The following is a 22,445-nucleotide window of genomic DNA, read 5'->3' as shown; positions in this document are numbered from 1 at the left end:
ACCACCCTACGGGGCACCACTGACAATCCCGCGATCAAGGCTGGTGCAGTGGATTGGGCACCGTGCCGTGCACGGCCGCGTGAGGGCGCTGCGGCCGGTCGCGGTAACCGTCCAGGTGCAGTCGGTTGCGATTGAGGCAGAGCCGCTCGATTCGGGGAGTGAGGAGGTCGAACATCTCATACCTCTCCTTGAGCTCGGGGAAGCGCGCCTGATGCCGCACGATCTCTGCGCGCACCAGGGACCAGAACCTCTCTTCCGTGACCCCCATTTGCTTCTCGCACAGGGGAGCCAGATACCGGAAGACGCCGACGAAGAGCCCTGAGTGGATGAACTGGGTCAGGAAGGCGGGCGGCTCGGTGAGCAGGATCTCGCGTACGTCGTGCGGCATGCGGTCGTGTTCGGGCAGCGGCTCGGCGCTCACGTTCACGTCGTCGACGAAGTCCTTCACCGCGAGCCGCACCGGCACGTCGTTGTCGTCGAAGACGACGATGGCGTTCTCCCCGTGCGGGGAGAACACGGTGCCGTAGCGGTAGAGGAAGTGCAGAAGCGGGGGCAGCAGGGCCGCGAAGAGCCGGCGCAGCCACACCTCGGGGGTCAGCCCGGATCGGGCGACGAGTTCCCCGGTGAATGCCCGGCCGTGCGGGTCTACGTGGAGCAGAGAGGCCAGAGTGCGGGCCCGCTCGCCGGGGGCGAGATACCGGGAGACCGGTTCGCGCCAGATGGCGCCCAACAACTCCTTGTACTGATACGGGACTTCTTCGAGGTCGTCGTATGCGGGGTGCTCGACGGCGACCGAAGCCACCTCTCCCAGGAGGATGACCCCGCAATCGTCCTTCAAGAAGGGGTCTGTTTTACGGAGGGAATGCATCCACGCCGTGACCGAGGGTGCCGCGAGCGTGCGCGCTGTCGGCAGGCCGCGCCACACAAGGGTGTTGAGTACGGACAGCGGGAGCTTCACCGTGTGGCGGTCGGGGCGCGAGATGTTGAGGAACGTACGGATGGACTGCTGGGGCAGGCGCACGTCGCCGTCGGTGGGGAGCGGCACGATGGCGTCCGTCGCGACCGGGCCGGCGAAGAGCGGCAGCACGATGTTGTTCCACTGCCACGGGTGTACTGGTAGGTACAGATAGGCCTGCGGGTCCAGGCCGCGCTCCCGGAGGGCTTCGGCGAAGGAGTCCCGCGCCGCCGGGGAGAGCTCGCGGTCGTACAGCCGATCGGCTGTCGCCAGGTCCGCGACGCCTCTGTAGGCGGCGATCCTCGTGTGGACGGCCATCCACGGGAGCGCCCCGGGGATACGTGCCTCGGGGGCCCAGCGGGCCGTGTCGGAGGCTGAGAACCCCAGGCGGCCCTTGTTGAGGACGAGCCAGGGGTGGCCGGTCTGGTGGCCTTCCAGTTCGGCGTATCCGAGCTCGGCGAGCTGGGCCGCGGTGAGCGCGGTGTGGTCGAGACGGGCCTCGGCGGCGAGGGTGACGGTGAGCTCGCGGATGAGATGCCCGAGCGTGGCGCCGTCGAGGCCGAGGACGTGCTTGGCGCGGAGGAGGAAGACGAGGGGGTCGGTGAAGCGTTCCGGCGGGTTTGTTGCGGGGAGCGAGGGCTTGGGCTCGGCGGCGTCCGCGTCCTTGTCGGTCCGTGCGGCGCGGCCGACGGACTCGGCGGGGCGGCCGGCGATCCACTGGATGCTGCCGGGATCTACGAGCCAGCTGCCGTAAGCGCCCCGGCGGGCCATGAATCGGAACGCGCTGCCGGGCGGCATGTGGGCACCCTCGACGGGAAGGCTGTAGAGGTCTGTCCGTCCTGGCCCCGGACCCGGCCCATACTCCGGCTCCGGCTCCGCCGCCGGCTCACGTTTCGGTTCGATGATCTCCTCGTACGCGAACTCGCCGATCATCTTCGCCAGCAGCCGGGCCGCTGCGCGCTCCCAGTTCTCGGAGGTCAGCTCCGCTGGGTCGTACAGAGCGGGAGACGCTGCGGAAGTCTGGGGCTCGGACGGATTCGGCACGGGGACTCCTCGGGAGGGAACCGGATCGGGGTGAGCGGTGTACTAAGAGTGACGGACTCACAGCAGAGCGCGCAGGGCCCGGTCTCGGATCATCAGTGCGGCCCGTTTGTCGGGGAGGTCCACCTCGGCGGAGAAGCGGAAACCAGCACTCAAGAACGCTGATACGGAGGGGGTGTTGCGGAGGTCCGGCTCCGCGACGACACGAGCGCAGGGCGGGCGGTGGTCGAGTACGAGGTCGGCGACGGCCTTGAGCAGTCCTGTGCCGAGTCCTCGGCCGCGATTGGCGACACCACCGATGAGGAGGTGAACACCGGTGTCGTTCGGGCGGGCGGGGTAGTGGCGGGCCAGCGGGTCGAGGTCGGCGCGGTAGATCTCCCAGTAGCTCATCGGGGTGCCGTCCAGTACGCCGAGGCAGGGGACGCTGCGCCCGTCGCCGTCCAGTTGGGGGCGGAGATGGTTCTCCGTGACGCTCTCCGGGCCTTCAAGTTCCCAGAAGGCGGCTACGGCTGGGTCGTTCATCCAGCGACTGATCAGCGGCAGGTCGCGTTCGATACGGACGGGAACCAGCTGGAAGACGCCGGAACGTGTGGTGACCGGTCCCCACGCTCCGACGTTGTCGAGGAGGTCGTCGTCCGCCAGGGCCGTCGAGGTGCCGCTGGGTGCGTGTGTTCGCGTTCCGTCGCCTGTGTGCCCGTACCCGGAGGGGCCTGCACCGGTCCCGTGGCCTGCGCTGCCGTTGGCCTGTCCGCCGGTTCCACCCTGTCCGGCGATCAGGTCGATGAGTTCGTCGGGCAGACGCAGGTCCAGGGTGTCGGCGGCGTCCGTGCCTGCGCCGGGGTCGGAGCCTGTGAGCTCGTGGGCGCCGGGGCCCGTGTCGGCGATCTCGTCGGTGACGGCATCGGTACGGGCGGTGGCGGGCGTGGCTCCGGCGTCGGTGCGCGCGTCGGTGGATGACACGGCGACGTTCCTCTCAGCGGATGGGGTGGGGCATGTTCCTCAGGAATGAAGGGGGTTGGCGATGGTGACGTAGACGGACTGGGTGTCGACGGGACCGACGAGTTCGTCGAGTCCGTGCAGGCGGGTGAGGAGGTTGGCCTTGCAGCGCAGGGCCGGGGAGTCGAGGAGGTATCCGGGCAGTGGGGTGCGGAGCTTGTCCGGGCCCGACGCGACATCGGAGAGGAACCCGCGGAAGGCAGCGAGCAACAGCCTTTCGTCCGCCAGCTGTTGGGAGCCGAAGGCGCCGATGAGACCGAAGACGTTGTTGATCCCGAGGTAGTAGGCGAACCTCTCGTCGGTGACGTCGTCGGAGACGAAGGTGTCGCTGTGGCTGCCGATGCCGGGCAGCCGGCCGTCCAGCTCGGCGCGCCTGGACTCGCGGAAGTAGTAACCCTGGTTGTCGCGGTAGCGGCCGCCGACGGGCCAGCCTTCGGGGTCGAGCAGCAGCAGCGTGTTCTGCTGATGGGCCTCCAGGGCCACGCCGGCGGTGCTGTCGAGCCAGAGCACGGGGCGTACGACGTGTTCGAGGTAGCGCAGGAACCACTCGGCGGCGACGGCGCCGCGGGGGCGTCCGGTGCGGCCGGCGAGGCGGGTGATCGTCTCGGCGAGGCGGGAGCGCATGAGCTGGCTTTCCCGTTGTCCGTGGGGCGCGGCCGGGGGTCTGGGTGACACGAAGCCGGCGATGCAGGCTGCGTCGTCTCCGGGCGCGAACGGGTTGTTCCGGATCATCACGTCCAGGCCGGGCACCGGTTCACCGTCCGGGCCGTTGACGGCGAGCCAGGCCGGGTCGCGGACGATGTCGAATCCGGGGTGGGCGGCCTGCCACTGCTCGAAGAGCCCTGTGCGCAGCAGTCGGTGGACCTCGACGCCGCGGTGGAGCTCCTTACGGAGGTTCTCCCGACGGGAGTTGGTGATGCGCAGGCCGAGCGAGAGCTTCAGCATGGCCGACGCATCGGGCCGGTAGAGGGTACGGACGGAGGAGGTGGGGTACCAGGAGGCGCCGTGCGGACCGAGGTCACGCAGAAGGCCGGCGTCGAGGAGGGCCGCGGTCTGGGGACGGTGCTTGAGCTCGCGAAATTGCCAGGGGTGCACGGGCAGCGCGGCGTGGCCGTCAGGCAGGGGCAGTTCCGTCCCTGCGAGTTGGAGGGTGAGCTGGTCTGCCGGGAGTGGGCGGCCCCGCTGGGTCCAGGCCGAGTCCATCGCGAGCACCGAGCGGTTCACCGCCATCCAGTGCACAGGGAAGGATCCCTGCAACTCGGGTGAGTAGAGCCGGGATTCAGCCTCGGACAGGCCCTCGCGGCTCTTAGGGGTGGGGTGTAGGGGGTGGCCGAGCAGGAGGGACTGTTCGGCGGCCAGGAAGAGGTCGGTCGTGTCGCGGGGGTTGCGGCGGCGGTGGGCGATGAAGTCTGCGGTGCGGCGAATCGAGTCGGCGACGCGCCCCACTAGGTCGGCTCCGTCGCCTGAGGGGGTGGGGTGGGAGGGGTTAGGAGTGGCGGGGGGAGACGGCTCGGGGCGTGTGGCCTCGGGGTCGGGGGCCTGCGCCTCCGGGTAAGAGGTGTCGCCGCTGACGTCAAACTGCGCGAGAGGGTCGGCGTGCGGACGCGGGGCCTCGGGGGTGGCGGCAGCGGCGACGGCCTCGGGGGTGGCCGGGACGGTCGGCGTGGGCGGCACGCAGACGCCCGAGGTCGGCGCCGAGGCGGTCGGGGCCGGCGCCAGGGTGGTCGGAATCACTGTCGGGCCGGTCGGCGACTCCGGCCCGCCCAGGGCGCCGGATGCGGTGTCCGGCATGCCCGCCGACCCAGGAACGGCGCCCTCCCGTCGGGGGGCATCGCCGCCGCTTCCGTCGGCGCCCCTCACCCGGACACCGACACCAGCACCCACCTCGGCCGCGCTTGCCGGGCCCGATGCCTCGCGGCTCAGGAGGGCGGCGACCGTGACGGCGTCGACGCGCGGGGCGTCCAGCGGGCCGTCCTGGAGATGAGGCATGCCGAACCGGTGCCAGCCGGTCGCGGACCAGTAGTGGACAGGGATGAGGAGGGCGGTGCCACTTGCGGGCAGAGGAATACGCAGAGTGCCGTGCGGGGGTTCGGCCAGATCGTTCTCCCGCACCCAGCAGCGGAGCAGGTTCTCGACGGCCGCGGCCTGGGCCGCGGTGCCGGGGTCGGGATGCTCCAGCAGGTCGGCGGTGGAGCCGTGCAGATGCTCGGCCTCCTGGCTGCCGTCCTTCTGCCGGGGGACCGTCCCGCGTTCCGGGGCGAGTTGGGGCTGCGTGTCGCAGGCTCCGGTCGCCTGGGGACGGTGTCGGTCGTCGGGTGCGGGATTGGCGTTCAACGGGGCTTCCTTGTGGGGTAGTTGACTCCGTGATGCGGTGGTCCGGACTGTCCGGTGTTCCGCTGCTGTCCGTGGTGGTCCGTGTCGTGTTGGTCCGTGTCGTGGCGCCCCTGACCTGGTGGGTGTGGGGGTTCAGGGCGGGGCCGGTCCCGGCTGGGCTATCCGCGATGGGTGCGGGCCGCCTCGGCCAGGGCGTCGGCGAGACGCTCGACGACGGCGGCAGCCTGTTCATCGGTGATCGTGAGGGGCGGCAAGAGGCGTACGACGCTGGAGTGGCGGCCGCCGAGCTCGACGATGAGTCCACGGCGGAGGCATTCGCGCTGCACGGACGCGGCGAGTTCGGGCGCTGGAGGATGTGGGCTCACGTCGGGTGCGGCCGGCCGGTCCGGGTCCTGGGCGGCGCCTACGTCGACCAGTTCGACGCCGATCATCAGGCCGCGGCCCCGCACGTCCCCGATGCAGGGGTGTTCGGCGGCGAGGCCCTGGAGCTGGCCCACCATGCGGGCGCCCAGGAGGGCGGCGCGTTCGGCGAGACGGTGCTCCCGGACATAGGCGAGGGTCGCGGCGCCGGCGGCCATGGCGAGCTGGTTCCCGCGGAATGTGCCGGCGTGCGCCCCGGGTTGCCAGACGTCGAGGTCGTCCCGGTAGACGACGACGGCCAGGGGAAGGCTGCCGCCGATCGCCTTGGACAGGACCATGACGTCGGGCACCACGCCGCTGTGTTCGACGGCCCAGAAGGCGCCGGTCCTGCCGACGCCGGTCTGGACCTCGTCGGCGATCAGCGGGATGGAGCGTGCCGCGGTGAGTTCCCGCATCCGGCGCATCCAGGCGTCGGGCGCGGGAATCACCCCGCCTTCCCCCTGGACGGGTTCGAGGATCATGCCGGCGGGGTGCGGCACCCCCGACTTGGGGTCGTCGATGAGGGATTCGGTCCAGCGCGCGGAGAGTTCGGCGCCGCGCTCACCTCCGACGCCGAAGGGACAGCGGTAGTCCTGCGGAAAGGGCAGCCGCGCGACCCTGACGTCCTGTGCCCCGCCGGACGCTTCGAGCGCCCCCGCGGTCATCCCGTGATAGGCGCCGGTGAAGGCGAGCATTCCGCTGCGGCCGGTGGCCGTGCGGACGAGTTTCAGGGCTGCCTCCACCGCGTCGGTGCCGGCCGGTCCGCAGAACTGGATCCGTGCCCGCTCGGCGAGCCCGGCGGGCAGCGTACGGAAGAGTTCCGTCGTGAAGGCGTCCTTCACGGGGGTGGCCAGATCGAGCACATGCAGGGGGGCGCCGGAGTCGAGTACGCGTCTGATCGCTTCGAGCACGACAGGGTGATTGTGGCCGAGGGCCAGTGTGCCCGCACCGGAGAGGCAGTCGAGGTACCGGCGTCCGTCGGCGCCCTCGATCGTCAGGCCGCGCGCCCGCACGGGCACGATCGGCAGGGCGCGCGCATAGGTGCGGGCCGCCGACTCCCGCGCGGACTGCCGCCGCAGGATTCCCTCTTGGGCAGCGCCCTCACGGGCGGCGCCCCCCTCATACCCCGCGGACACCGCCGCGGGCGCAGGCTCGGTGACGGCCACGACTGTTGGTCCTCCCCCTGGATCCCGCTGGATCCGGTCGAATTCTCGGTATGGGGGGATCAGTTGACGTACGGGTGTCCGGGGCGGAACCCCAAGGACTGAGCGACAACGGCGAATCCCCCTTCCGTACCAACGACGGTGACTGCGCGGGATCACGGGTCGGCGGAAATTCCTTGCCCTTTGGAAGATCCACGCCGTGACGGAACCGTTGCCGTTCCGTGGGTAGTCCCCCACAGCGCGCGCATAGGGTGGGTTGCCGTTCGACGGAGGGCGGAGGGTTCGGTCGCGGGGCGAGGCGCATCAATTGCCGAGCGTGGCGCGACGGGTTCACGACCGCCGGCGGCCGGCACTGCACAGTTCTCGAAGCCCAGGGGGATTCACGATATGCGACCCATACGTCCGCTCTTGACCGCTCAGCGCGGGAGGAGCGCGCGCCGCAGAACCTCCCCCGTGGCGGCCGCTCTCGCCATCGGTGCGGCGCTCGCGCTCACCGCCACCGCGTGCGGTCCCGGCGACGACAACGCGGACTCGAAGCCGACCGCGTCCGCGACGCAGGGCGGCAGCGACAAGATCCAGATCCCGGACGACATCAAGGACCGGCTCAAGGAGCACGGTATTGATCTGGACAAGTGGAAGAACGGCGAGTGGAAGAACTGGGACAAGGACAAGTGGCTGCGTGAGGCGCAGGACTACGTCAACCCCATCATCGACGGTCTGTGGGACCCGGACCGGATGCGTGACGCCGACAAGAACCCGGACAACGAGGTCGACGACAACGACATCTCGGGCGACCAGGGCGTGACGGACCCGACGCCGCAGCCGGTGAAGGCCGCGGCCGTCGGCACGCCGTACCACGACAGCGCGCCGTACGCCGGAAAGCTCTTCTTCGACGGCCCCGAGGGCTCGATGGTCTGCTCGGCGACGGTCGTCACGGACCCCGCGCACCCGGGCAAGTCGAACATGGTGTGGACCGCGGGCCACTGCGTCCACGCCGGCAAGAACGGCGGTTGGTACCGCAACATCGCCTTCGTGCCCTCATACAACAACGCGGGCCTGTCGGACGAGCAGCTCAAGACCGCCACCAAGGAAGAGGTCGCTCCGTACGGCGTCTGGTGGGGCGCGTGGGCGCAGACGTCCGACCAGTGGATCGAGCAGGGCGGTCCGACGGGCGGGCAGGGCGCGCCGTACGACTTCGCGGTCATCCAGGTCACGCCGGAGAAGGGCAGCGAGGGGAAGTCCCTTGAGGAGGCGGTCGGTACGGCCGTGCCGGTCGACTTCAACGCGCCCGCGGTGCCGAAGATCGCGACGATGACGGCGAAGGGCTACCCGGCTGCGCCGCCGTACGACGGCCAGACTCTGTTCCAGTGCGCCGACAAGCCGGGCCGGCTCTCGCTCGCGAAGGCCGAGCCGACGATGTACCGCATCGGGTGCACCATGACCGGCGGTTCGTCCGGTGGCGGCTGGATCGCGCAGGGCTCCAGCGGCAAGCCGTCGCTGGTGTCGAACACGTCGATCGGCCCGGTGACGGCCGGCTGGCTCGCGGGCCCGCGCCTCGGCAAGGAGGCCAAGGGGATCTACGACGCGGTCAGCAAGAAGTACGCCGGCCAGTAGGGCAGGCGACGCCAGTAGGCAGGCAACGGGCGGCGGCGGGGTGCCGAAACCTTCACCACCCCGCCGCCGTTCGTCCTCAACTCCACAGGCATAGTGGGGTGCTGCGTCCGAGATCTTGCCACAGAGCTCACATCGGACCTGACAAGCTCATGACACATTCGCTTCATCGGGGGTAACAGCACCATGCGTTCCACACGTCCGTCATCCAAGTGGAGCCGGGGCCGTCGCAGCGTCCTCGCCACTACGGGGCTCGCCGCGGCCCTGGCGCTCACCGCCACGGCCTGCGGCCCGAGCGACGACACGGCGAGTGACAAGTCGGCCGCGACGGCTTCGCAGGGAGCCGACAAGGGATCCGACGGCCGGCTGCCCGGGGGCATAGCCGACCAGCTCAAGAAGCACGGCATCGACCCGGACAAGTGGCAGAACGGCGCCTGGAAGAACTGGGACAAGGACGACTGGCTGCGCGAGGCCAAGGACTTCGTCAACCCGGTCATCAAGGACCACTGGAAGCCCGAGCGGATGAAGTCCGCCAAGGACCCGGACAAGACGATCGCCGCGAAGGACGCGTCGGCCGACCAGGGCGCCACGGACCCTGAGCCGCAGCCCGTCAAGGCCGTGCCCGAGAAGACCCCGTACCACGAGAACGCCGCCCCGGTCGGCAAGGTCTTCTTCGACTCGCCCGAGGGTTCGATGGTCTGCTCCGGCACCGTCGTGAAGGACCCGCGCAACCCGGGCAAGTCCAACCTCGTCTGGACCGCGGGCCACTGCGTGCACGCGGGTGCGGCAGGCGGCTGGTACCGCAACATCGCCTTTGTCCCGGCCTACAACGACCTGGGCAAATCCGAGGCGCAGCTGCAGAACGCCGCCCCGCAGGAGATCGCCCCGTACGGCACCTTCTGGGCCGACTGGGCCTCCACCTCCAACGAGTGGATCGACACGGGCGCCGAGTCGGGTGGTGCGGGCGCTCCGTACGACTACGCGGTGCTGCACGTGAAGCCGGAGCAGGGTTCCAAGTCCCTCGAGGAGACCGTCGGCAACGCGCTGCCCGTCGACTTCTCCGAGCCCGCCGTCCAGTCGGTCGGCAGCATGGGCGCCTGGGGCTACCCGGCCGCACCGCCGTTCAACGGTCAGCTGATGCACAAGTGCATCGACCGCCCGGGCCGTCTGTCCCTCAGCCCCGGCATGCCGACGATGTACCGCATCGGCTGCACCATGACCGGCGGTTCGTCCGGTGGCGGCTGGTTCCGGATGGTCGACGGGAAGACGCAGCTGGTGTCGAACACGTCGATCGGCCCGGCCGAGAACACCTGGCTGGCCGGACCGCAGCTGGGCAAGGGCGCCCAGCAGGTCTTCGACACGATGAGCGAGAAGTACGGCAGCCAGTAGGCGCCGGCTTCACCGAACGAACGAGGGCCCGCCCCCAGGAAGTTGGGGGCGGGCCCTCGCCGTCGGCACAGGATGCCTGGCTGCTGCCGGAGCGTCAGCTCGCGGCCGCCGCCAGGAGGTACGGCGCGAACTCGGCGGCGAGTTCCTCGTGCACCCGCGCCTTGAGCAGCGTGCCGTCCGCGGTGTGCCCCTCGGAGATCACCTCGCCGGCGGCGTGCGCACGCGCGACCAGCTGGCCGTGCGTGTACGGCACGAGCGCCTCGATCTCGACCTCGGGACGCGGCAGCTCGTCGTCGACGATCGCGAGCAGCTTGTCGATGCCGAGCCCGGTGCGGGCCGACACCGCGATCGCGCGCTTCTCGACGCGCAGCAGCCGCTGGAGGACGAGGGGGTCGGCCGCGTCCGCCTTGTTGATCACCACGATCTCGGGCACCTTCGTGGCGCCCACGTCCCGGATGACCTCGCGCACGGCGGCCAGCTGCTCCTCCGGCGCCGGGTGCGATCCGTCCACGACGTGCAGGATCAGGTCGGAGTCACCGACCTCCTCCATCGTGGAGCGGAACGCCTCGACGAGGTGGTGGGGCAGGTGCCGCACAAAACCGACCGTGTCGGCCAGTGTGTAGAGACGGCCGCTGGGGGTCTCGGCTTTGCGGACGGTCGGGTCGAGGGTGGCGAACAGTGCGTTCTCCACCAGGACGCCGGCGCCCGTCAGGCGGTTGAGCAGGGACGACTTGCCCGCGTTGGTGTATCCGGCGATGGCCACCGAAGGCACCTTGTTGCGGCGCCGCTCCTGGCGCTTGATCTCGCGGCCCGTCTTCATGTCCGCGATTTCCCGGCGCATCTTCGCCATCTTCTCGCGGATCCGTCGCCGGTCCGTCTCGATCTTGGTCTCACCGGGACCACGGGTGGCCATGCCGCCACCGCTGCCGCCGCCCATCTGCCGGGAGAGCGACTGACCCCAGCCGCGCAGCCGCGGCAGCATGTACTGCATCTGCGCGAGGGCGACCTGCGCCTTGCCCTCTCGGGACTTGGCGTGCTGGGCGAAGATGTCGAGGATCAGGGCGGTCCTGTCGACCACCTTGACCTTGACGACATCTTCGAGGTGGATGAGCTGGCCGGGGCTGAGCTCACCGTCACACACAACGGTGTCGGCTCCGGTCTCGAGGACGATGTCGCGCAGCTCCAGGGCCTTGCCCGAGCCGATGTACGTCGCCGCGTCGGGCTTGTCCCGGCGCTGGATGACGCCGTCGAGCACCAAGGCGCCGGCGGTCTCGGCGAGAGCGGCCAGCTCCGCGAGGGAGTTCTCCGCGTCATCGACGGTTCCCGAGGTCCACACACCGACGAGCACGACCCGCTCCAGGCGGAGCTGTCGGTACTCGACTTCGGTGACGTCCTCGAGCTCGGTGGAGAGGCCCGCGACGCGGCGCAGGGCCGCACGCTCGGAGCGGTCGAACTGATCGCCGTCCCGCTCTCCGTCGATCTCGTGGCTCCAGGCGACGTCCTCTTCCATCAGGGCATCGGCCCGAAGACCTTCGGGGTTGTTCTGCGCGAAGCTCTGCGCGTCCTGGGAAGGGGAAGAAGAGGAGGTCATTGGATCCTTACGTCGAGGTGTTCGGAATGTGTGACGGCCCGCGCATGACAGCGTGGTCCTTCGACTGACACAACGTCCCGGGGCGTCCGTAGATTCCCGGGCCGACCGTGCCGCCGACCTGAAGATGGTCGCACGGCACGGCCCGTCTCGTCACCCGACTTTTGCCCGCCGGCGCCGGGCCCGAAGCCTGTCCTGCCTGGGCTGTTTGCCGCCGGTCGGTGGCCTATCCCCTGGCCGGCTTCGCCTTCTCCACCGGCGTCGACTTCCAGTCCGGGTGTCCCGGCATCGGCGGCGTCTTCGTGCCGTACAGCCAGGCCCGGAAGAAGCCCTGGAGATCGCGGCCGGAGGTCTGCGAGGCGAGGCTGATGAAGTCCGCCGTGCTCGCCGTGCCGTCACGGTGCGTGCGCACCCAGTCTCGCTCCAGCCGCTCGAAGGCCGGGGTGCCGATCTCCTGGCGGAGCGCGTAGAGCACGAGGGAGCTGCCGTCGTAGACCACGGGCCGGAAGATGCTGATCTTCTGGCCCGACTTCGGGCCCATGGGGGCGGCAGGCGGGCCACCCGCGGCGCGCCAGCCGTCCGAGGCGCGGTAGGCCTGGCGCATGCGCTTGGCCATGGACTGGTGGCCCTTCTCCTGGGCGTAGAGGGCTTCGTACCAGCTGGCGTGGCCCTCGTTCAGCCACAGGTCGGACCAGGTGCGCGGGCTGACGCTGTCGCCGAACCACTGGTGCGCCATCTCATGGACCATGATCGAGTCGATGTACCAGGCGGGGTAGGCGGGCTCCGTGAAGATGTCCTTCTCGAAGAGGGAGAGCGTCTGGGTCTCCAGTTCGAAGCCGGTGCGGACCTGGGCGATCAGGAGGCCGTAGTTCTCGAAGGGGTAGCGGCCGACCTTCCCTTCCATCCAGGCGAGCTGGGCGGGCGTCTTCTTGAGCCACGGTTCGAGGACCTTGCGGTCCTTGGCGGGCACCACGTCACGGACGCGCAGCCCGTGCGGCCCCTCTCGGTGCAGCACCGCGGAGCGACCGATCGAGACCTGCGCCAGCTCGGTGGCCATAGGGTGGAGGGTGCGGTAAGTCCAGCTGGTGTCCGCTCCGTGGCGCATCTTCAGGAAGGGCACCCCGTTGGCGACGACCGTCAGCGCCTTGGGGGCCGTGACCCGGAACGTGAACAGGGCCTTGTCCGAAGGGTGGTCGTTGCTCGGGAACACGCGGTGCCCGGCGTCGGCCTGATTGGCCATGGCGAGACCGTCCTTGGTCTGCACCCAGCCGCCCTCCTCCTTGCCGGGTACCGGGTTGCTGGTGTGCCGCACGGTGATCTCCAGCGGGGCGCCTTCCGGGACGGCGGCCTCGGGCGTGACGACCAGGTCCTCGTCGCTGGTGTCGAACCGCGCGGGCCTGCCGTTGACCTCTACGGAGCGGACTGTTCCGTGCGAGAAGTCGAGATTCACCTGCTCGAGACGGGCGGTCGCCGTGGCCTCGATCTTGGTGACGGCGTCGAGCGGCTTCTTGTTGTCACCGTGGTACGTGAACGCGATGTCGTACGACTCCACGTCGTAGCCCGGATTGCCGAGGTGCGGGAAGAGCCGGTCGCCGACGCCCAGCGGGACGGCCGGCGGCGGCGCGCTCGCGGCGAGAAGTGCGGTGGAGGCGGCCGCGGCGACGAGCGCGGTACCCATGCGGATGGTGCGGGGGGTGAGCAGCATGAACTACGGCTACCAGCGTGCGCGTCCGGACTCCGGCGGGACGCGCCACACCCACCCGAACGAGACCCTACGAGGTGGTCTGGGCAGGGTGCTGCGCTCGGCTGACGTCGTACACCCCTGCGATGTTGCGCATGGCGCGCATCAGTCCGGGGAGCGTTGTCGCGTCGGGGAGTTGGAGCGTGTAGGAGTGGCGTACGCGGCCCTGGGCCGGCGGTTCCACGGTCGCCGAGATCACGGCGACGCTCTCCAGGGCGATGGCTTCGGTGAGATCTGCCAGCAGATGCGGCCGGCTGAACGATTCGGCGATCAGGGAGACCCGGCACTCCGTGGTGTCGCCCCAGTGCACGCCGACCTCGGCGCGTCCCGCGCTCTTCATGCGCGCCACGCCGTGACACTCAGCGCGGTGCACGGTCACGACACCGCCGCGTACGGCGAAGGCGGTCACCTCGTCGGGCGGCACGGGCGTGCAGCAGCCCGCGAGGCGGACCGTGGCGCCCGGCCGGTCCACGACGGCGTTCGCCTCGGCGGGGCGGCCCGCGGGCGCGCCCTGTGGCGTCCTGGGGGCCGACTCCGGGGCGCGCCTGTCCTCGGGCTCGGGCTCGGGCGTGGCCGGATGGGTCGTGAGCCAGCGCCGGATGGCGATGCGCGCGGCGGGCGTACGGGCGTGGTCGAGCCAGTCCCTGGAGGGCTCGGAGGCGGGGTCCTGGCCCATGAGGAGCTGGACGGTGTCCCCGTCGCTCAGGACGGTGCTGAGCGTGGCCAGCCGGCCGTTGACCCGGGCTCCGATGCAGGCGTGCGCGTCCTCGCCGTACTGGGCGTACGCGGCGTCGACGCAGCTGGCGCCCGCGGGCAGGCCGAGCGTGCCGCCGTCGGGCCGGAAGACGGTGATCTCGCGGTCCTGGGCGAGGTCTTCGCGCAGCGTCGACCAGAAGGTGTCCGCGTCCGGGGCGGCCTCCTGCCAGTCGAGGAGGCGGGAGAGCCAGCCGGGCCTGGTCGGGTCGGCACGCTCACCCATGCTGTCCGTCTGCTCGTCCGCAGGCGGAGCGTAGGGATTGCCGAGCGCGACGACTCCGGCCTCGGCCACCTTGTGCATCTGGTGGGTACGGATGAGGACTTCTGCGACCTCGCCGTCACCGCGCGACACGGCTGTGTGCAGCGACTGGTACAGGTTGAACTTCGGTACGGCGATGAAGTCCTTGAACTCCGAGACGACGGGCGTGAAGCACGTGTGCAGCTCGCCGAGCACCCCGTAGCAATCGGCGTCCTCGCCGACGAGTACCAGCAGACGCCCGAAGTCCGCTCCGCGCAGCGTTCCCCGCTTGCGTCTCGCCCGGTGCACGGAGACGAAGTGCCGTGGCCTGATCAGCACTTCGGCCGTGATCCCGGCGTCCTTCAGGACGACGCGGGCGTCCTCGGCGATCTCCGCGAGGGGATCGGTGTCCCGCGCGTCGTTGGCCGCGATGAGCTCGCGGGTCCCCGTGTACTCGTCGGGGTGCAGGATCGCGAAGACGAGGTCCTCGAGCTCGGTCTTGAGTGCCTGGACACCGAGGCGTTCCGCGAGCGGGATGAGGACGTCCCGGGTGACCTTGGCGATGCGTGCCTGTTTCTCGGGGCGCATCACGCCGAGGGTGCGCATGTTGTGCAGCCGGTCGGCGAGTTTGATCGACATGACCCGCACGTCGTTGCCGGTGGCGACGAGCATCTTGCGGAAGGTCTCGGGTTCGGCGGCCGCTCCGTAGTCGACCTTTTCGAGCTTGGTCACGCCGTCGACGAGATAGGCGACCTCTTCGCCGAATTCCGTACGCACCTGATCGAGCGTCACCTCGGTGTCCTCGACGGTGTCGTGGAGGAGGGACGCGGTCAGTGTCGTCGTCTCGGCACCCAGCTCGGCGAGGATCAGCGTCACGGCGAGCGGGTGTGTGATGTAGGGCTCGCCGCTCTTGCGCATCTGTCCCCGATGGGAGGACTCGGCCAGGACGTACGCGCGGTGCAGCGGCTCCAGGGGCGCTTCCGGGTGGTGGGCGCGGTGGGCCTCGACCACGTGACCGATCGCGTCGGGCAGCCGGTTGCCCGCGGCGGGGCCGAGGAGCGCGGCCCAGCCGATGCGGCGCAGGTCGATCCGGGGACGGCCGCGCCGGCGGTGCGCGCCCGGTGTGATCGGGCCCGGCGTAGCGGGATTGGTCGCCTCCGCACTCATGAGCACCTCCGGCTGCGTCGACCGGCGGCGGTCTGCGGGGTTCCCGCCCGGGCCGGTGCTTGATGCTACCGAGCCCATCACGTGGAGCAGTCCCCCTCTCGCCCAGCGTGAAACGGATCACCCATTCGAGCGAACGTTCAGGGGTTTACGGTTTCGAGACCCGCCAGCCAGTCCGTGTCGATCTCTCCCTCGGCGACGATCACCGCGGGTCCCGTCATCTCGATCTCCCCGTCGGCCCGCTCCGTGATCACGAGCCGTCCGCCGGGCAGGTCCACGGCGTACGTCACCGGCGATCCGGTCACCGCCGGGTCCAGGCCGTCCCTGCGGGCCGCCGCGACGGCCACGGCGCACGCACCCGTGCCACACGAGCGGGTCTCGCCCACGCCGCGCTCGTGGACCCTCATGGCGACGTGGCGGGGGCCGCGGCCGACGACGAATTCGACGTTCACCCCGTCCGGGTAGGCCGTGGCCGGGGTGAAGGGCGGGGCGGTGAAGAGGTTGCCGGCCTGGGCGAGGTCCTCCACGAAGGCGACGGCGTGGGGGTTCCCCATGTTCACGTTGCGCGCGGGCCAGCTGTGGTCGGCGACGCTGACGGTGACATCCCCTTCGAGGAGGAGGGCCTTGCCCATGCCGACCGTGATGTCGCCCTCCTTGTCGATGTGCACGCTCTTCACGCCTCCGCGCGTGGCCACCGCGAGGTCACCCTCGCCGACAAGACCGGCGTGCTGGAGGTAGTGGGCGAACACACGCACGCCGTTGCCGCACATCTCGGCGATCGAGCCGTCGCCGTTGCGGTAGTCCATGAACCACTCGGCCTCGGAAGCCAGGTGCCGCGCGTCGGGGTGGGCGGCGGAGCGCACCACGTGCAACAGGCCGTCGCCGCCGATTCCGGCACGGCGGTCGCACAGGGCCGCGACGGCCGCCGGGGGCAGCTCCAGGGCGTTCTCCGGGTCGGGGACGATCACGAAGTCGTTCTCGGTCCCGTGACCCTTGAGGAAGGCGATCCGCGTGCTCATTCCTCGATCGTACGGGGTGGCGCCGACAACCCGTCGGGACGGCCCGGTACGTGGACTAGCGCAGGCGGGCGACGCGCCACACGGCGAGGACGGCGACGGCGGCGACCACGACCGCGTACGCGCCGACGACCCGCCAGTCCGGGCGCCGGCCCGATTCGCGGGCCGGGAAGCCGGGCCAGGTGTAGCCGACGCGACGCGCGGCCATCATTCCCCAGCCGGCGGCGCAGGAGCTGATCAGCAGCCCCAGCATGGCCACGACGGCCCCGCCGTCCCCGAACTCGAAGAAGAGCGGGAACGCGAACATCAGGGAGCCGATCGCGGAGAGGATCACGATGGGCGCGAGCTGCCACAGGCGCAGGCGGCGCTGCGGGCGCAGCTCCACCTCGACCTCGGCGCCCCCTGCCTGCGATGCGAGCTCCTCGGCCGTGGGGCCGTCGGCGATCACACCGTCCAGGGTCGCGTCCGGTCCGTCAGGGCTCAGCTGTTCCCCGCCGGGTGCGGTGTCACGAGGGCCGGCCTCCATCGCCACGCGCCCTCCCACTTCGGACTCCACTGGTCGATCGATGGTCGATGATGGCACGCTCCCAGGGGCCGCGATGACGGCCGGAGCGTCCCGATGCCATCACGTGATCAGGCTGTGACCGGTCGTTCGATCAACGTCATTGCCCGGGTCGGGAGTTCCCCGTGTTCGGCCGCCGCGCCGCTGAGCCAGTGGACGCGCGGATCGCGGCGGAACCAGGAGTCCTGACGGCGTGCGAAGCGCTTGGTGGCGCGGACGGTCTCGGCACGCGCCTCGTCCTCCGTGCACTCCCCCGCCAGCGCGGCGAGCACCTGCTGGTAGCCGAGCGCACGCGACGCCGTACGCCCTTCCCGCAGGCCGCGCGCCTCCAGGGTGCGCACCTCGTCCACGAGCCCGGCGTCCCACATGCGGTCGACGCGGGTCGCGATGCGCTCGTCGAGTTCGGGGCGCGCCACGTCGACGCCGATCTGGACGGTGTCGTAGACGGACTCGTGTCCCGGCAGGTTGGCCGTGAAGGGCTTGCCCGTGATCTCGATGACCTCGAGGGCGCGGACGATGCGCCGGCCGTTGCTCGGCAGGATCGCCTTGGCGGCCCCGGGGTCGGAGACGGCGAGGCGGGCGTGCAGGGCGCCGGAGCCGCGCAGGGTGAGCTCCTCCTCCAGGCGGGCGCGCACCTCGGGGTCGGTGCCCGGGAACTCCAGGTGGTCCACCGCTCCGCGGACGTAGAGGCCGGAGCCGCCGACCAGGACGGGCCAGCGTCCCGCGGCGAGCAGCCGGTCGATCTCGGCGCGGGCGAGCTTCTGGTACTCCGCGACGCTGGCCGCCTCGGTGACGTCCCAGATGTCCAGGAGGTGGTGCGGGACGCCGCCGCGTTCCTCGGGCGTCAGTTTGGCAGTGCCGATATCCATCCCCCGATAGAGCTGCATGGAGTCGGCGTTGACGACCTCGCCGCCGAGTTCTCTGGCGAGAAAAACGCCCAGATCGGACTTTCCGGCCGCAGTGGGTCCGACGACGGCGATGACCCGCGGAGCGGGAGCTGCACTACTCACCGCCCCAGTCTCGCAAACCTCGGGGCCTGCTCCCGAACGAGCTACGTGACGCCACAGGTCCGGGGTCGTTCCCTGTTGCGAGGTTCCGACCGCCGGTTTCGAGTGCCTCAGACCCGGGCGACGCAATCGGACGCACCGGGCGACGCGGGATTTCGCCCGCACGAGTAACGTATGGAGTTGAAATGGGTGTTTTCGCCATGTTTCGCCGGAAGTCGAAGGGCACGGAGGAGGCGTCAACCAGTGAGGCGCAGGCCGCCATTCTGACGGCCGAGCCCGAGGCCGAGGACTCTTCCCCCGGGACTTCCGAGGCTGCCGACATCTCCGCGGCCACCGACGCCGCGGAGCCGGAGGCGTCCACAGAGGCTGCCGATACCCCCGAGCCCGCCGCCGCGGAGCCCGTGGAGATTCCCAAGCAGCAGTCCGCGGAGCAGGCCGCCGACAGCGAGGCCGGTGAGGGCGCCCGCAAGTAGTCCCCGCGAGTGAAGGTGAACCCATGGGCATCCTGGACACGTTGAAAGCCAAGCTCAGCAAGGACAAGGTCGCGGACCTCGCGCAGCAGCACGGGGACAAGGTCGACCAGGGCATGGACAAGGTCGCGAAGTCGGTCGACGAGAAGACCAAGGGCAAGTACAGCGACCAGATCCAGACAGGCACAGGCAAGGCCAAGGACGCTATGGACCGCTTCGCGGAGCCGGGTCAGGGCAAGGGCGGCAGCCCGGACGGTGGCGCCACACCACCGTCACCCCCCGCCTCCTGAGACACGCGGTACCAGCACACTGCGGACGGCCGCGGAGCCTTTTGTGGCTCCGCGGCCGTCGCCGGTCGTGCGTGGTCCCGCCGTTCGTCGGCAGGCGCTCGCCCAGTCGTCGCCGGCAGCTCGCCCCCTCGTCGGCAGGCGCTCCTCCCCGACTGCGTGTGCGTTCGTCTACGACCAGGTGGCGACGAAGTAGCCGACCCCGTAGGGAGCGTCCTCGTAAAGGACGCTCCAGTTCTGGTCCTCGTCGAAGGCCGCCGTCATGACCTGCCACGGGGACCGGCCGGAGATCTTGAGTTCATGGGCGAGGTCCGCGTCGAGGTTCGCGAAGAACCCGTCGTGGTCGCCGTTGCGCAGGGCCTCGGCGATCGCCGCGTCAACCCCTTCGGCACGCTCGTCCAGATAGCCGGGGGCCTTGAGGCTGCGGCAGGCGGTGCCGTCACCCATGACGAGGAAACCCACGCGGTCCGCCCAGTTCGCGAGGTGGGTGCCGTCCTCGCCGTTGGCCGGCCAGGACCTGTCGCCCTGCACCTCGTAGCCCTCCGCCCGGCCGGTCCACCCTGCCCTGGCGAGCAGCCAGGCGCCCACCGTGAGGGACAGGGGCAACCGTTCCGCCGCCGGCGCCTCGGCGCCCTCGGGAACCGCGCCGAGGCGGACCTCGAGGTCCACTCCGAACGGCTGGAAACCGCCCGTGGCACCCTGCGCGTGCGCGCGGGTCACCGGCCCTTCGCCGACGACCACGATCAGGTCGGGCCGGGCGGCCAGGACCGCGCGGACGGCCTCGTCACAGGCCGCGCGCGCGGCGTCCAGCTCGGGGGCCGCACCCGCGGCGACCTCGGGCACGAGCAGGGGCGGGCAGGGGCAGACGGCGGCGGCGACAAGCATGATCGGCAGCCTACTGCGCCTCATGTGGCACGCAGGGAGTGGTGCCGTCAGTTGACGGCGCAGCCGCCCGTGGCCGCCGGCAGCGGGGCCGGGACGCCCACCGAGGGCAGGCCGAGCATGACGCCCTGCTTCTGCTCGGGCTCCGCGTTCCGCTTCTCCCAGGCGTCACCCGCGCGCGTGCGGCGCACTTCGAGGACGTCGCCCTCGGCGAGCAGGTGATGCGGGGCCGCGTAGGTGATCTCGACGGTGACCACGTCACCGGGGCGCACCTCGGTGTCCGGCTTGGTGAAGTGCACCAGGCGGTTGTCGGGGGCGCGGCCGGACAGGCGGTGCGTGGCACCGTCCTTGCGGCCCTCGCCCTCGGCGACCATCAGCTCCAGGGTGCGGCCGACCTGCTTCTTGTTCTCGTCCCAGGAGATCTCCTCCTGGAGTTCGACCAGGCGCATGTAGCGCTCCTGGACGACCTCCTTGGGAATCTGGCCCTCCATGGTCGCCGCCGGGGTCCCGGGCCGCTTGGAGTACTGGAACGTGAAGGCGTTCGCGAAGCGGGCCTCGCGGACCGCGTGCATCGTCTGCTCGAAGTCCTCCTCGGTCTCGCCGGGGAAGCCCACGATGATGTCCGTGGAGATGGCGGCGTGCGGGATCGCGGCGCGCACCTTCTCGATGATCCCGAGGTAGCGCTCCTGCCGGTAGGACCGGCGCATCGCCTTCAGGACGGTGTCCGAGCCGGACTGCATCGGCATGTGCAGCTGGGGCATCACGTTCGGCGTCTCGGCCATGGCGGCGATCACGTCGTCGGTGAAATCGCGCGGGTGCGGGGACGTGAAGCGCACCCGCTCCAGGCCCTCGATCTTCCCGCAGGCGCGCAGCAGCTTGCTGAAGGCCTCGCGGTCACCGATGTCCGAGCCGTACGCGTTCACGTTCTGGCCGAGCAGCGTGATCTCGCTGACGCCCTCGCCGACGAGCGCCTCGATCTCGGCGAGGATGTCGCCGGTCCTGCGGTCCTTCTCCTTGCCGCGCAGGGCGGGCACGATGCAGAAGGTGCAGGTGTTGTTGCAGCCGACGGAGATGGAGACCCAGGCCGCGTACGCGCTCTCGCGGCGGGTCGGCAGCGTGGAGGGGAAAGCCTCCAGCGACTCGGCGATCTCGACCTGCGCCTCCTCCTGGATGCGGGCGCGCTCCAGGAGGACGGGCAGCTTGCCGATGTTGTGCGTACCGAAGACGACGTCCACCCAGGGGGCCCGCTGCACGATGGTGTCGCGGTCCTTCTGCGCAAGGCAGCCGCCGACGGCGATCTGCATGCCGGGCCGCTTCGTCTTCATCGGCGCCAGGCGGCCGAGATTGCCGTACAGCTTGTTGTCCGCGTTCTCGCGGACGGCGCACGTGTTGAAGACGACGACATCGGCGTCACCGTCGGCGCCCTCCGGCGCACGGACGTATCCGGCGTCCTCAAGGAGGCCGGAGAGCCGCTCGGAGTCGTGGACGTTCATCTGGCACCCGTAGGTGCGCACCTCGTACGTCTTGAATTGTTGAACGTCCACTGCCTGGCTCCGGTCGCTGCTGGTCATGCACTCCAGGGTAGGCGGTGCCGGAAGCCCGTTCGCTCCTGCCGCCGGACCCCGGGATTCATCCCACAACGGTCCAGGTGTCGCCGCCGGCGAGCAGTGCGGCCAGGTCGCCTTTTCCGTTCTGTTCGATCGCTTCGTCGAGCTGCTCGGACATCTGCACGTCGTAGACGGGTCGCTCGGTGGAGCGGAAGACGCCGATGGGTGTGTGGTGCAGGGTGTGCGGGTCGGCCAGGCGGGACAGGGCGAACGCGGTGGTGGGCGAGGCCGCGTGCGCGTCGTGGACGAGGATCTGTGACTGGTTGTCCTCGTTCACGTCGACGACTTCCAGGTCACCGGTCTGCGGGTCCCGCACGACGCCCTTGGCGAGGTCGGTGCCGAAGCGGATCGGCTGCCCGTGTTCGAGGCGGATGACCGCCTCCTGGGCCTGCTGCTGGTCTTTGAGGACTTCGAAGGCGCCGTCGTTGAAGATGTTGCAGTTCTGGTAGATCTCCACCAGTGCGGTGCCGGGGTGGGCGGCCGCCTGCCGCAGGACGTCGGTGAGGTGTTTGCGGTCGGAGTCGACGGTGCGGGCCACGAAGGAGGCTTCCGCGCCGAGTGCGAGGGACACCGGGTTGAAGGGTGCGTCGAGGGACCCCATCGGCGTCGACTTGGTGATCTTGCCGACCTCGGAGGTGGGGCTGTACTGGCCCTTGGTGAGCCCGTAGATCCGGTTGTTGAAGAGCAGGATCTTCAGGTTCACGTTGCGGCGCAGGGCGTGGATGAGGTGGTTGCCGCCGATGGACAGCGCGTCGCCGTCACCGGTGACCACCCACACCGACAGGTCACGCCGGCTGGAGGCCAGACCGGTCGCGATGGCCGGGGCGCGGCCGTGGATGGAGTGCATCCCGTAGGTGTTCATGTAGTACGGGAAGCGGGACGAGCAGCCGATGCCCGAGACGAAGACGATGTTCTCCTTCGCCAGCCCGAGCTCGGGCATGAAGCCCTGCACGGCGGCCAGGATCGCGTAGTCACCACAGCCCGGGCACCAGCGCACCTCCTGGTCGGACTTGAAGTCCTTTGCCTTCAGGGCGACTTCACTCCTGGGCACGAGGCTGAGCATCTCAGCCATGGATGGCCTCCTTGAGAGCCGTGGCGAGCTGCTCAGCCTTGAACGGCATGCCGTTGACCTGGTTGTAGGAGTGGGCGTCCACCAGATACCTGGCCCGGATGAGGGTGGCGAGCTGGCCGAGGTTCATCTCGGGGATCACCACCTTGTCGTAACGCCCCAGGACCTCG

Annotated in this window: 17 protein-coding genes; 4 read left to right on the top strand and 13 right to left on the bottom strand. The window is 70.3% G+C overall.

Annotated elements, in window-relative coordinates; translation table 11 throughout:
• Window positions 1-34 precede the first annotated feature (34 nt).
• The 4 genes from ACWFR4_RS25185 to ACWFR4_RS25170 all read right to left on the bottom strand — a co-directional run bounded on the left by ACWFR4_RS25185 (window position 35) and on the right by ACWFR4_RS25170 (window position 6,891).
• Window positions 35-1,999 (bottom strand): IucA/IucC family protein, encoded by a 1,965-nt coding sequence (locus ACWFR4_RS25185; RefSeq protein WP_453654643.1) that lies wholly within the window; start codon window positions 1,997-1,999, stop codon window positions 35-37.
• Window positions 2,000-2,056: 57 nt separating this feature from the next.
• A complete protein-coding gene (locus ACWFR4_RS25180) occupies window positions 2,057-2,956 on the bottom strand; it encodes a GNAT family N-acetyltransferase (RefSeq protein WP_453654641.1) in 900 nt (299 codons plus the stop codon).
• A gap of 39 nt (window positions 2,957-2,995) precedes the next feature.
• A complete protein-coding gene (locus ACWFR4_RS25175; protein ID WP_453654639.1) occupies window positions 2,996-5,326 on the bottom strand; it encodes an IucA/IucC family protein in 2,331 nt (776 codons plus the stop codon).
• 158 nt (window positions 5,327-5,484) lie between these two features.
• Complete coding sequence (locus ACWFR4_RS25170) at window positions 5,485-6,891, bottom strand: diaminobutyrate--2-oxoglutarate transaminase family protein (RefSeq protein WP_453654637.1); 1,407 nt, start codon at window positions 6,889-6,891, stop codon at window positions 5,485-5,487.
• A 384-nt stretch (window positions 6,892-7,275) separates the two neighbouring features.
• Between ACWFR4_RS25170 and ACWFR4_RS25165 the strand changes: the two genes are divergently transcribed.
• Both ACWFR4_RS25165 and ACWFR4_RS25160 read left to right on the top strand, forming a co-directional pair.
• On the top strand, window positions 7,276-8,502 hold the full coding sequence (locus ACWFR4_RS25165; protein WP_453466609.1) for a trypsin-like serine peptidase: 1,227 nt from the start codon (window positions 7,276-7,278) through the stop codon (window positions 8,500-8,502).
• A 183-nt stretch (window positions 8,503-8,685) separates the two neighbouring features.
• Entirely contained in the window at window positions 8,686-9,888 is a 1,203-nt protein-coding gene (locus tag ACWFR4_RS25160) for a trypsin-like serine peptidase (protein WP_453654635.1), read from the top strand.
• A gap of 94 nt (window positions 9,889-9,982) precedes the next feature.
• Here the strand turns inward: ACWFR4_RS25160 and hflX are convergent, their stop codons facing one another.
• From hflX to miaA, 6 genes are all read right to left on the bottom strand, one after another.
• Window positions 9,983-11,479, bottom strand: a complete 1,497-nt coding sequence (gene hflX / locus ACWFR4_RS25155; protein WP_453468398.1) for a GTPase HflX — start codon at window positions 11,477-11,479, stop codon at window positions 9,983-9,985.
• 223 nt (window positions 11,480-11,702) lie between these two features.
• On the bottom strand, window positions 11,703-13,181 hold the full coding sequence (locus tag ACWFR4_RS25150) for a M1 family metallopeptidase (protein ID WP_453468397.1): 1,479 nt from the start codon (window positions 13,179-13,181) through the stop codon (window positions 11,703-11,705).
• A 67-nt stretch (window positions 13,182-13,248) separates the two neighbouring features.
• Window positions 13,249-15,378, bottom strand: a complete 2,130-nt coding sequence (locus ACWFR4_RS25145; RefSeq protein WP_453468396.1) for a RelA/SpoT family protein — start codon at window positions 15,376-15,378, stop codon at window positions 13,249-13,251.
• A 137-nt stretch (window positions 15,379-15,515) separates the two neighbouring features.
• Window positions 15,516-16,394: a diaminopimelate epimerase gene (gene dapF, locus ACWFR4_RS25140; RefSeq protein WP_453654633.1), complete on the bottom strand. Its 879-nt coding sequence runs from the start codon at window positions 16,392-16,394 to the stop codon at window positions 15,516-15,518.
• 55 nt (window positions 16,395-16,449) lie between these two features.
• The gene (locus ACWFR4_RS25135; RefSeq protein ID WP_453468399.1) at window positions 16,450-16,917 is read right to left on the bottom strand and encodes a hypothetical protein; all 468 of its coding nucleotides are present in this window, start codon (window positions 16,915-16,917) and stop codon (window positions 16,450-16,452) included.
• Between the two features lie 107 nt (window positions 16,918-17,024).
• Window positions 17,025-17,963 (bottom strand): tRNA (adenosine(37)-N6)-dimethylallyltransferase MiaA, encoded by a 939-nt coding sequence (gene miaA, locus ACWFR4_RS25130; RefSeq protein ID WP_453468394.1) that lies wholly within the window; start codon window positions 17,961-17,963, stop codon window positions 17,025-17,027.
• A 182-nt stretch (window positions 17,964-18,145) separates the two neighbouring features.
• On the opposite strand from miaA, the gene ACWFR4_RS25125 reads away from it, so the two are divergent.
• Together ACWFR4_RS25125 and ACWFR4_RS25120 are read left to right on the top strand one after the other, a co-directional pair.
• Complete coding sequence (locus ACWFR4_RS25125; protein WP_453468393.1) at window positions 18,146-18,433, top strand: hypothetical protein; 288 nt, start codon at window positions 18,146-18,148, stop codon at window positions 18,431-18,433.
• Between the two features lie 23 nt (window positions 18,434-18,456).
• Window positions 18,457-18,720, top strand: a complete 264-nt coding sequence (locus ACWFR4_RS25120) for an antitoxin (RefSeq protein WP_453468392.1) — start codon at window positions 18,457-18,459, stop codon at window positions 18,718-18,720.
• Window positions 18,721-18,888: 168 nt separating this feature from the next.
• Here the strand turns inward: ACWFR4_RS25120 and ACWFR4_RS25115 are convergent, their stop codons facing one another.
• Genes ACWFR4_RS25115 through ACWFR4_RS25105 form a run of 3 tightly spaced genes read right to left on the bottom strand, consistent with a single transcriptional unit; the run spans window position 18,889 to window position 22,278 of the window.
• Window positions 18,889-19,602: a class III extradiol dioxygenase subunit B-like domain-containing protein gene (locus ACWFR4_RS25115; RefSeq protein ID WP_453469213.1), complete on the bottom strand. Its 714-nt coding sequence runs from the start codon at window positions 19,600-19,602 to the stop codon at window positions 18,889-18,891.
• A 47-nt stretch (window positions 19,603-19,649) separates the two neighbouring features.
• Window positions 19,650-21,170: a tRNA (N6-isopentenyl adenosine(37)-C2)-methylthiotransferase MiaB gene (gene miaB, locus ACWFR4_RS25110; protein WP_266559153.1), complete on the bottom strand. Its 1,521-nt coding sequence runs from the start codon at window positions 21,168-21,170 to the stop codon at window positions 19,650-19,652.
• Between the two features lie 58 nt (window positions 21,171-21,228).
• On the bottom strand, window positions 21,229-22,278 hold the full coding sequence (locus ACWFR4_RS25105; RefSeq protein WP_453654631.1) for a 2-oxoacid:ferredoxin oxidoreductase subunit beta: 1,050 nt from the start codon (window positions 22,276-22,278) through the stop codon (window positions 21,229-21,231).
• Window positions 22,279-22,445 lie beyond the last annotated feature (167 nt).

The organism is Streptomyces sp. NPDC055140, from assembly GCF_053607285.1.
The sequence above is the reverse complement of the archived record's forward strand: the minus strand, read 5'-3'. Positions and strand labels throughout refer to the sequence as shown.

Coding starts and splice junctions, on each gene's coding strand:
- miaB (WP_266559153.1), bottom strand. CDS start 21,170: ATGACCAGCAGCGACCGGAGCCAGGCAGTGGACGTTCAACAATTCAAG.
- ACWFR4_RS25145 (WP_453468396.1), bottom strand. CDS start 15,378: ATGAGTGCGGAGGCGACCAATCCCGCTACGCCGGGCCCGATCACACCG.
- ACWFR4_RS25135 (WP_453468399.1), bottom strand. CDS start 16,917: ATGGAGGCCGGCCCTCGTGACACCGCACCCGGCGGGGAACAGCTGAGC.
- ACWFR4_RS25115 (WP_453469213.1), bottom strand. CDS start 19,602: ATGCTTGTCGCCGCCGCCGTCTGCCCCTGCCCGCCCCTGCTCGTGCCC.
- ACWFR4_RS25150 (WP_453468397.1), bottom strand. CDS start 13,181: ATGCTGCTCACCCCCCGCACCATCCGCATGGGTACCGCGCTCGTCGCC.
- ACWFR4_RS25165 (WP_453466609.1), top strand. CDS start 7,276: ATGCGACCCATACGTCCGCTCTTGACCGCTCAGCGCGGGAGGAGCGCG.
- ACWFR4_RS25125 (WP_453468393.1), top strand. CDS start 18,146: ATGGGTGTTTTCGCCATGTTTCGCCGGAAGTCGAAGGGCACGGAGGAG.
- ACWFR4_RS25160 (WP_453654635.1), top strand. CDS start 8,686: ATGCGTTCCACACGTCCGTCATCCAAGTGGAGCCGGGGCCGTCGCAGC.
- hflX (WP_453468398.1), bottom strand. CDS start 11,479: ATGACCTCCTCTTCTTCCCCTTCCCAGGACGCGCAGAGCTTCGCGCAG.
- dapF (WP_453654633.1), bottom strand. CDS start 16,394: ATGAGCACGCGGATCGCCTTCCTCAAGGGTCACGGGACCGAGAACGAC.
- ACWFR4_RS25120 (WP_453468392.1), top strand. CDS start 18,457: ATGGGCATCCTGGACACGTTGAAAGCCAAGCTCAGCAAGGACAAGGTC.
- ACWFR4_RS25105 (WP_453654631.1), bottom strand. CDS start 22,278: ATGGCTGAGATGCTCAGCCTCGTGCCCAGGAGTGAAGTCGCCCTGAAG.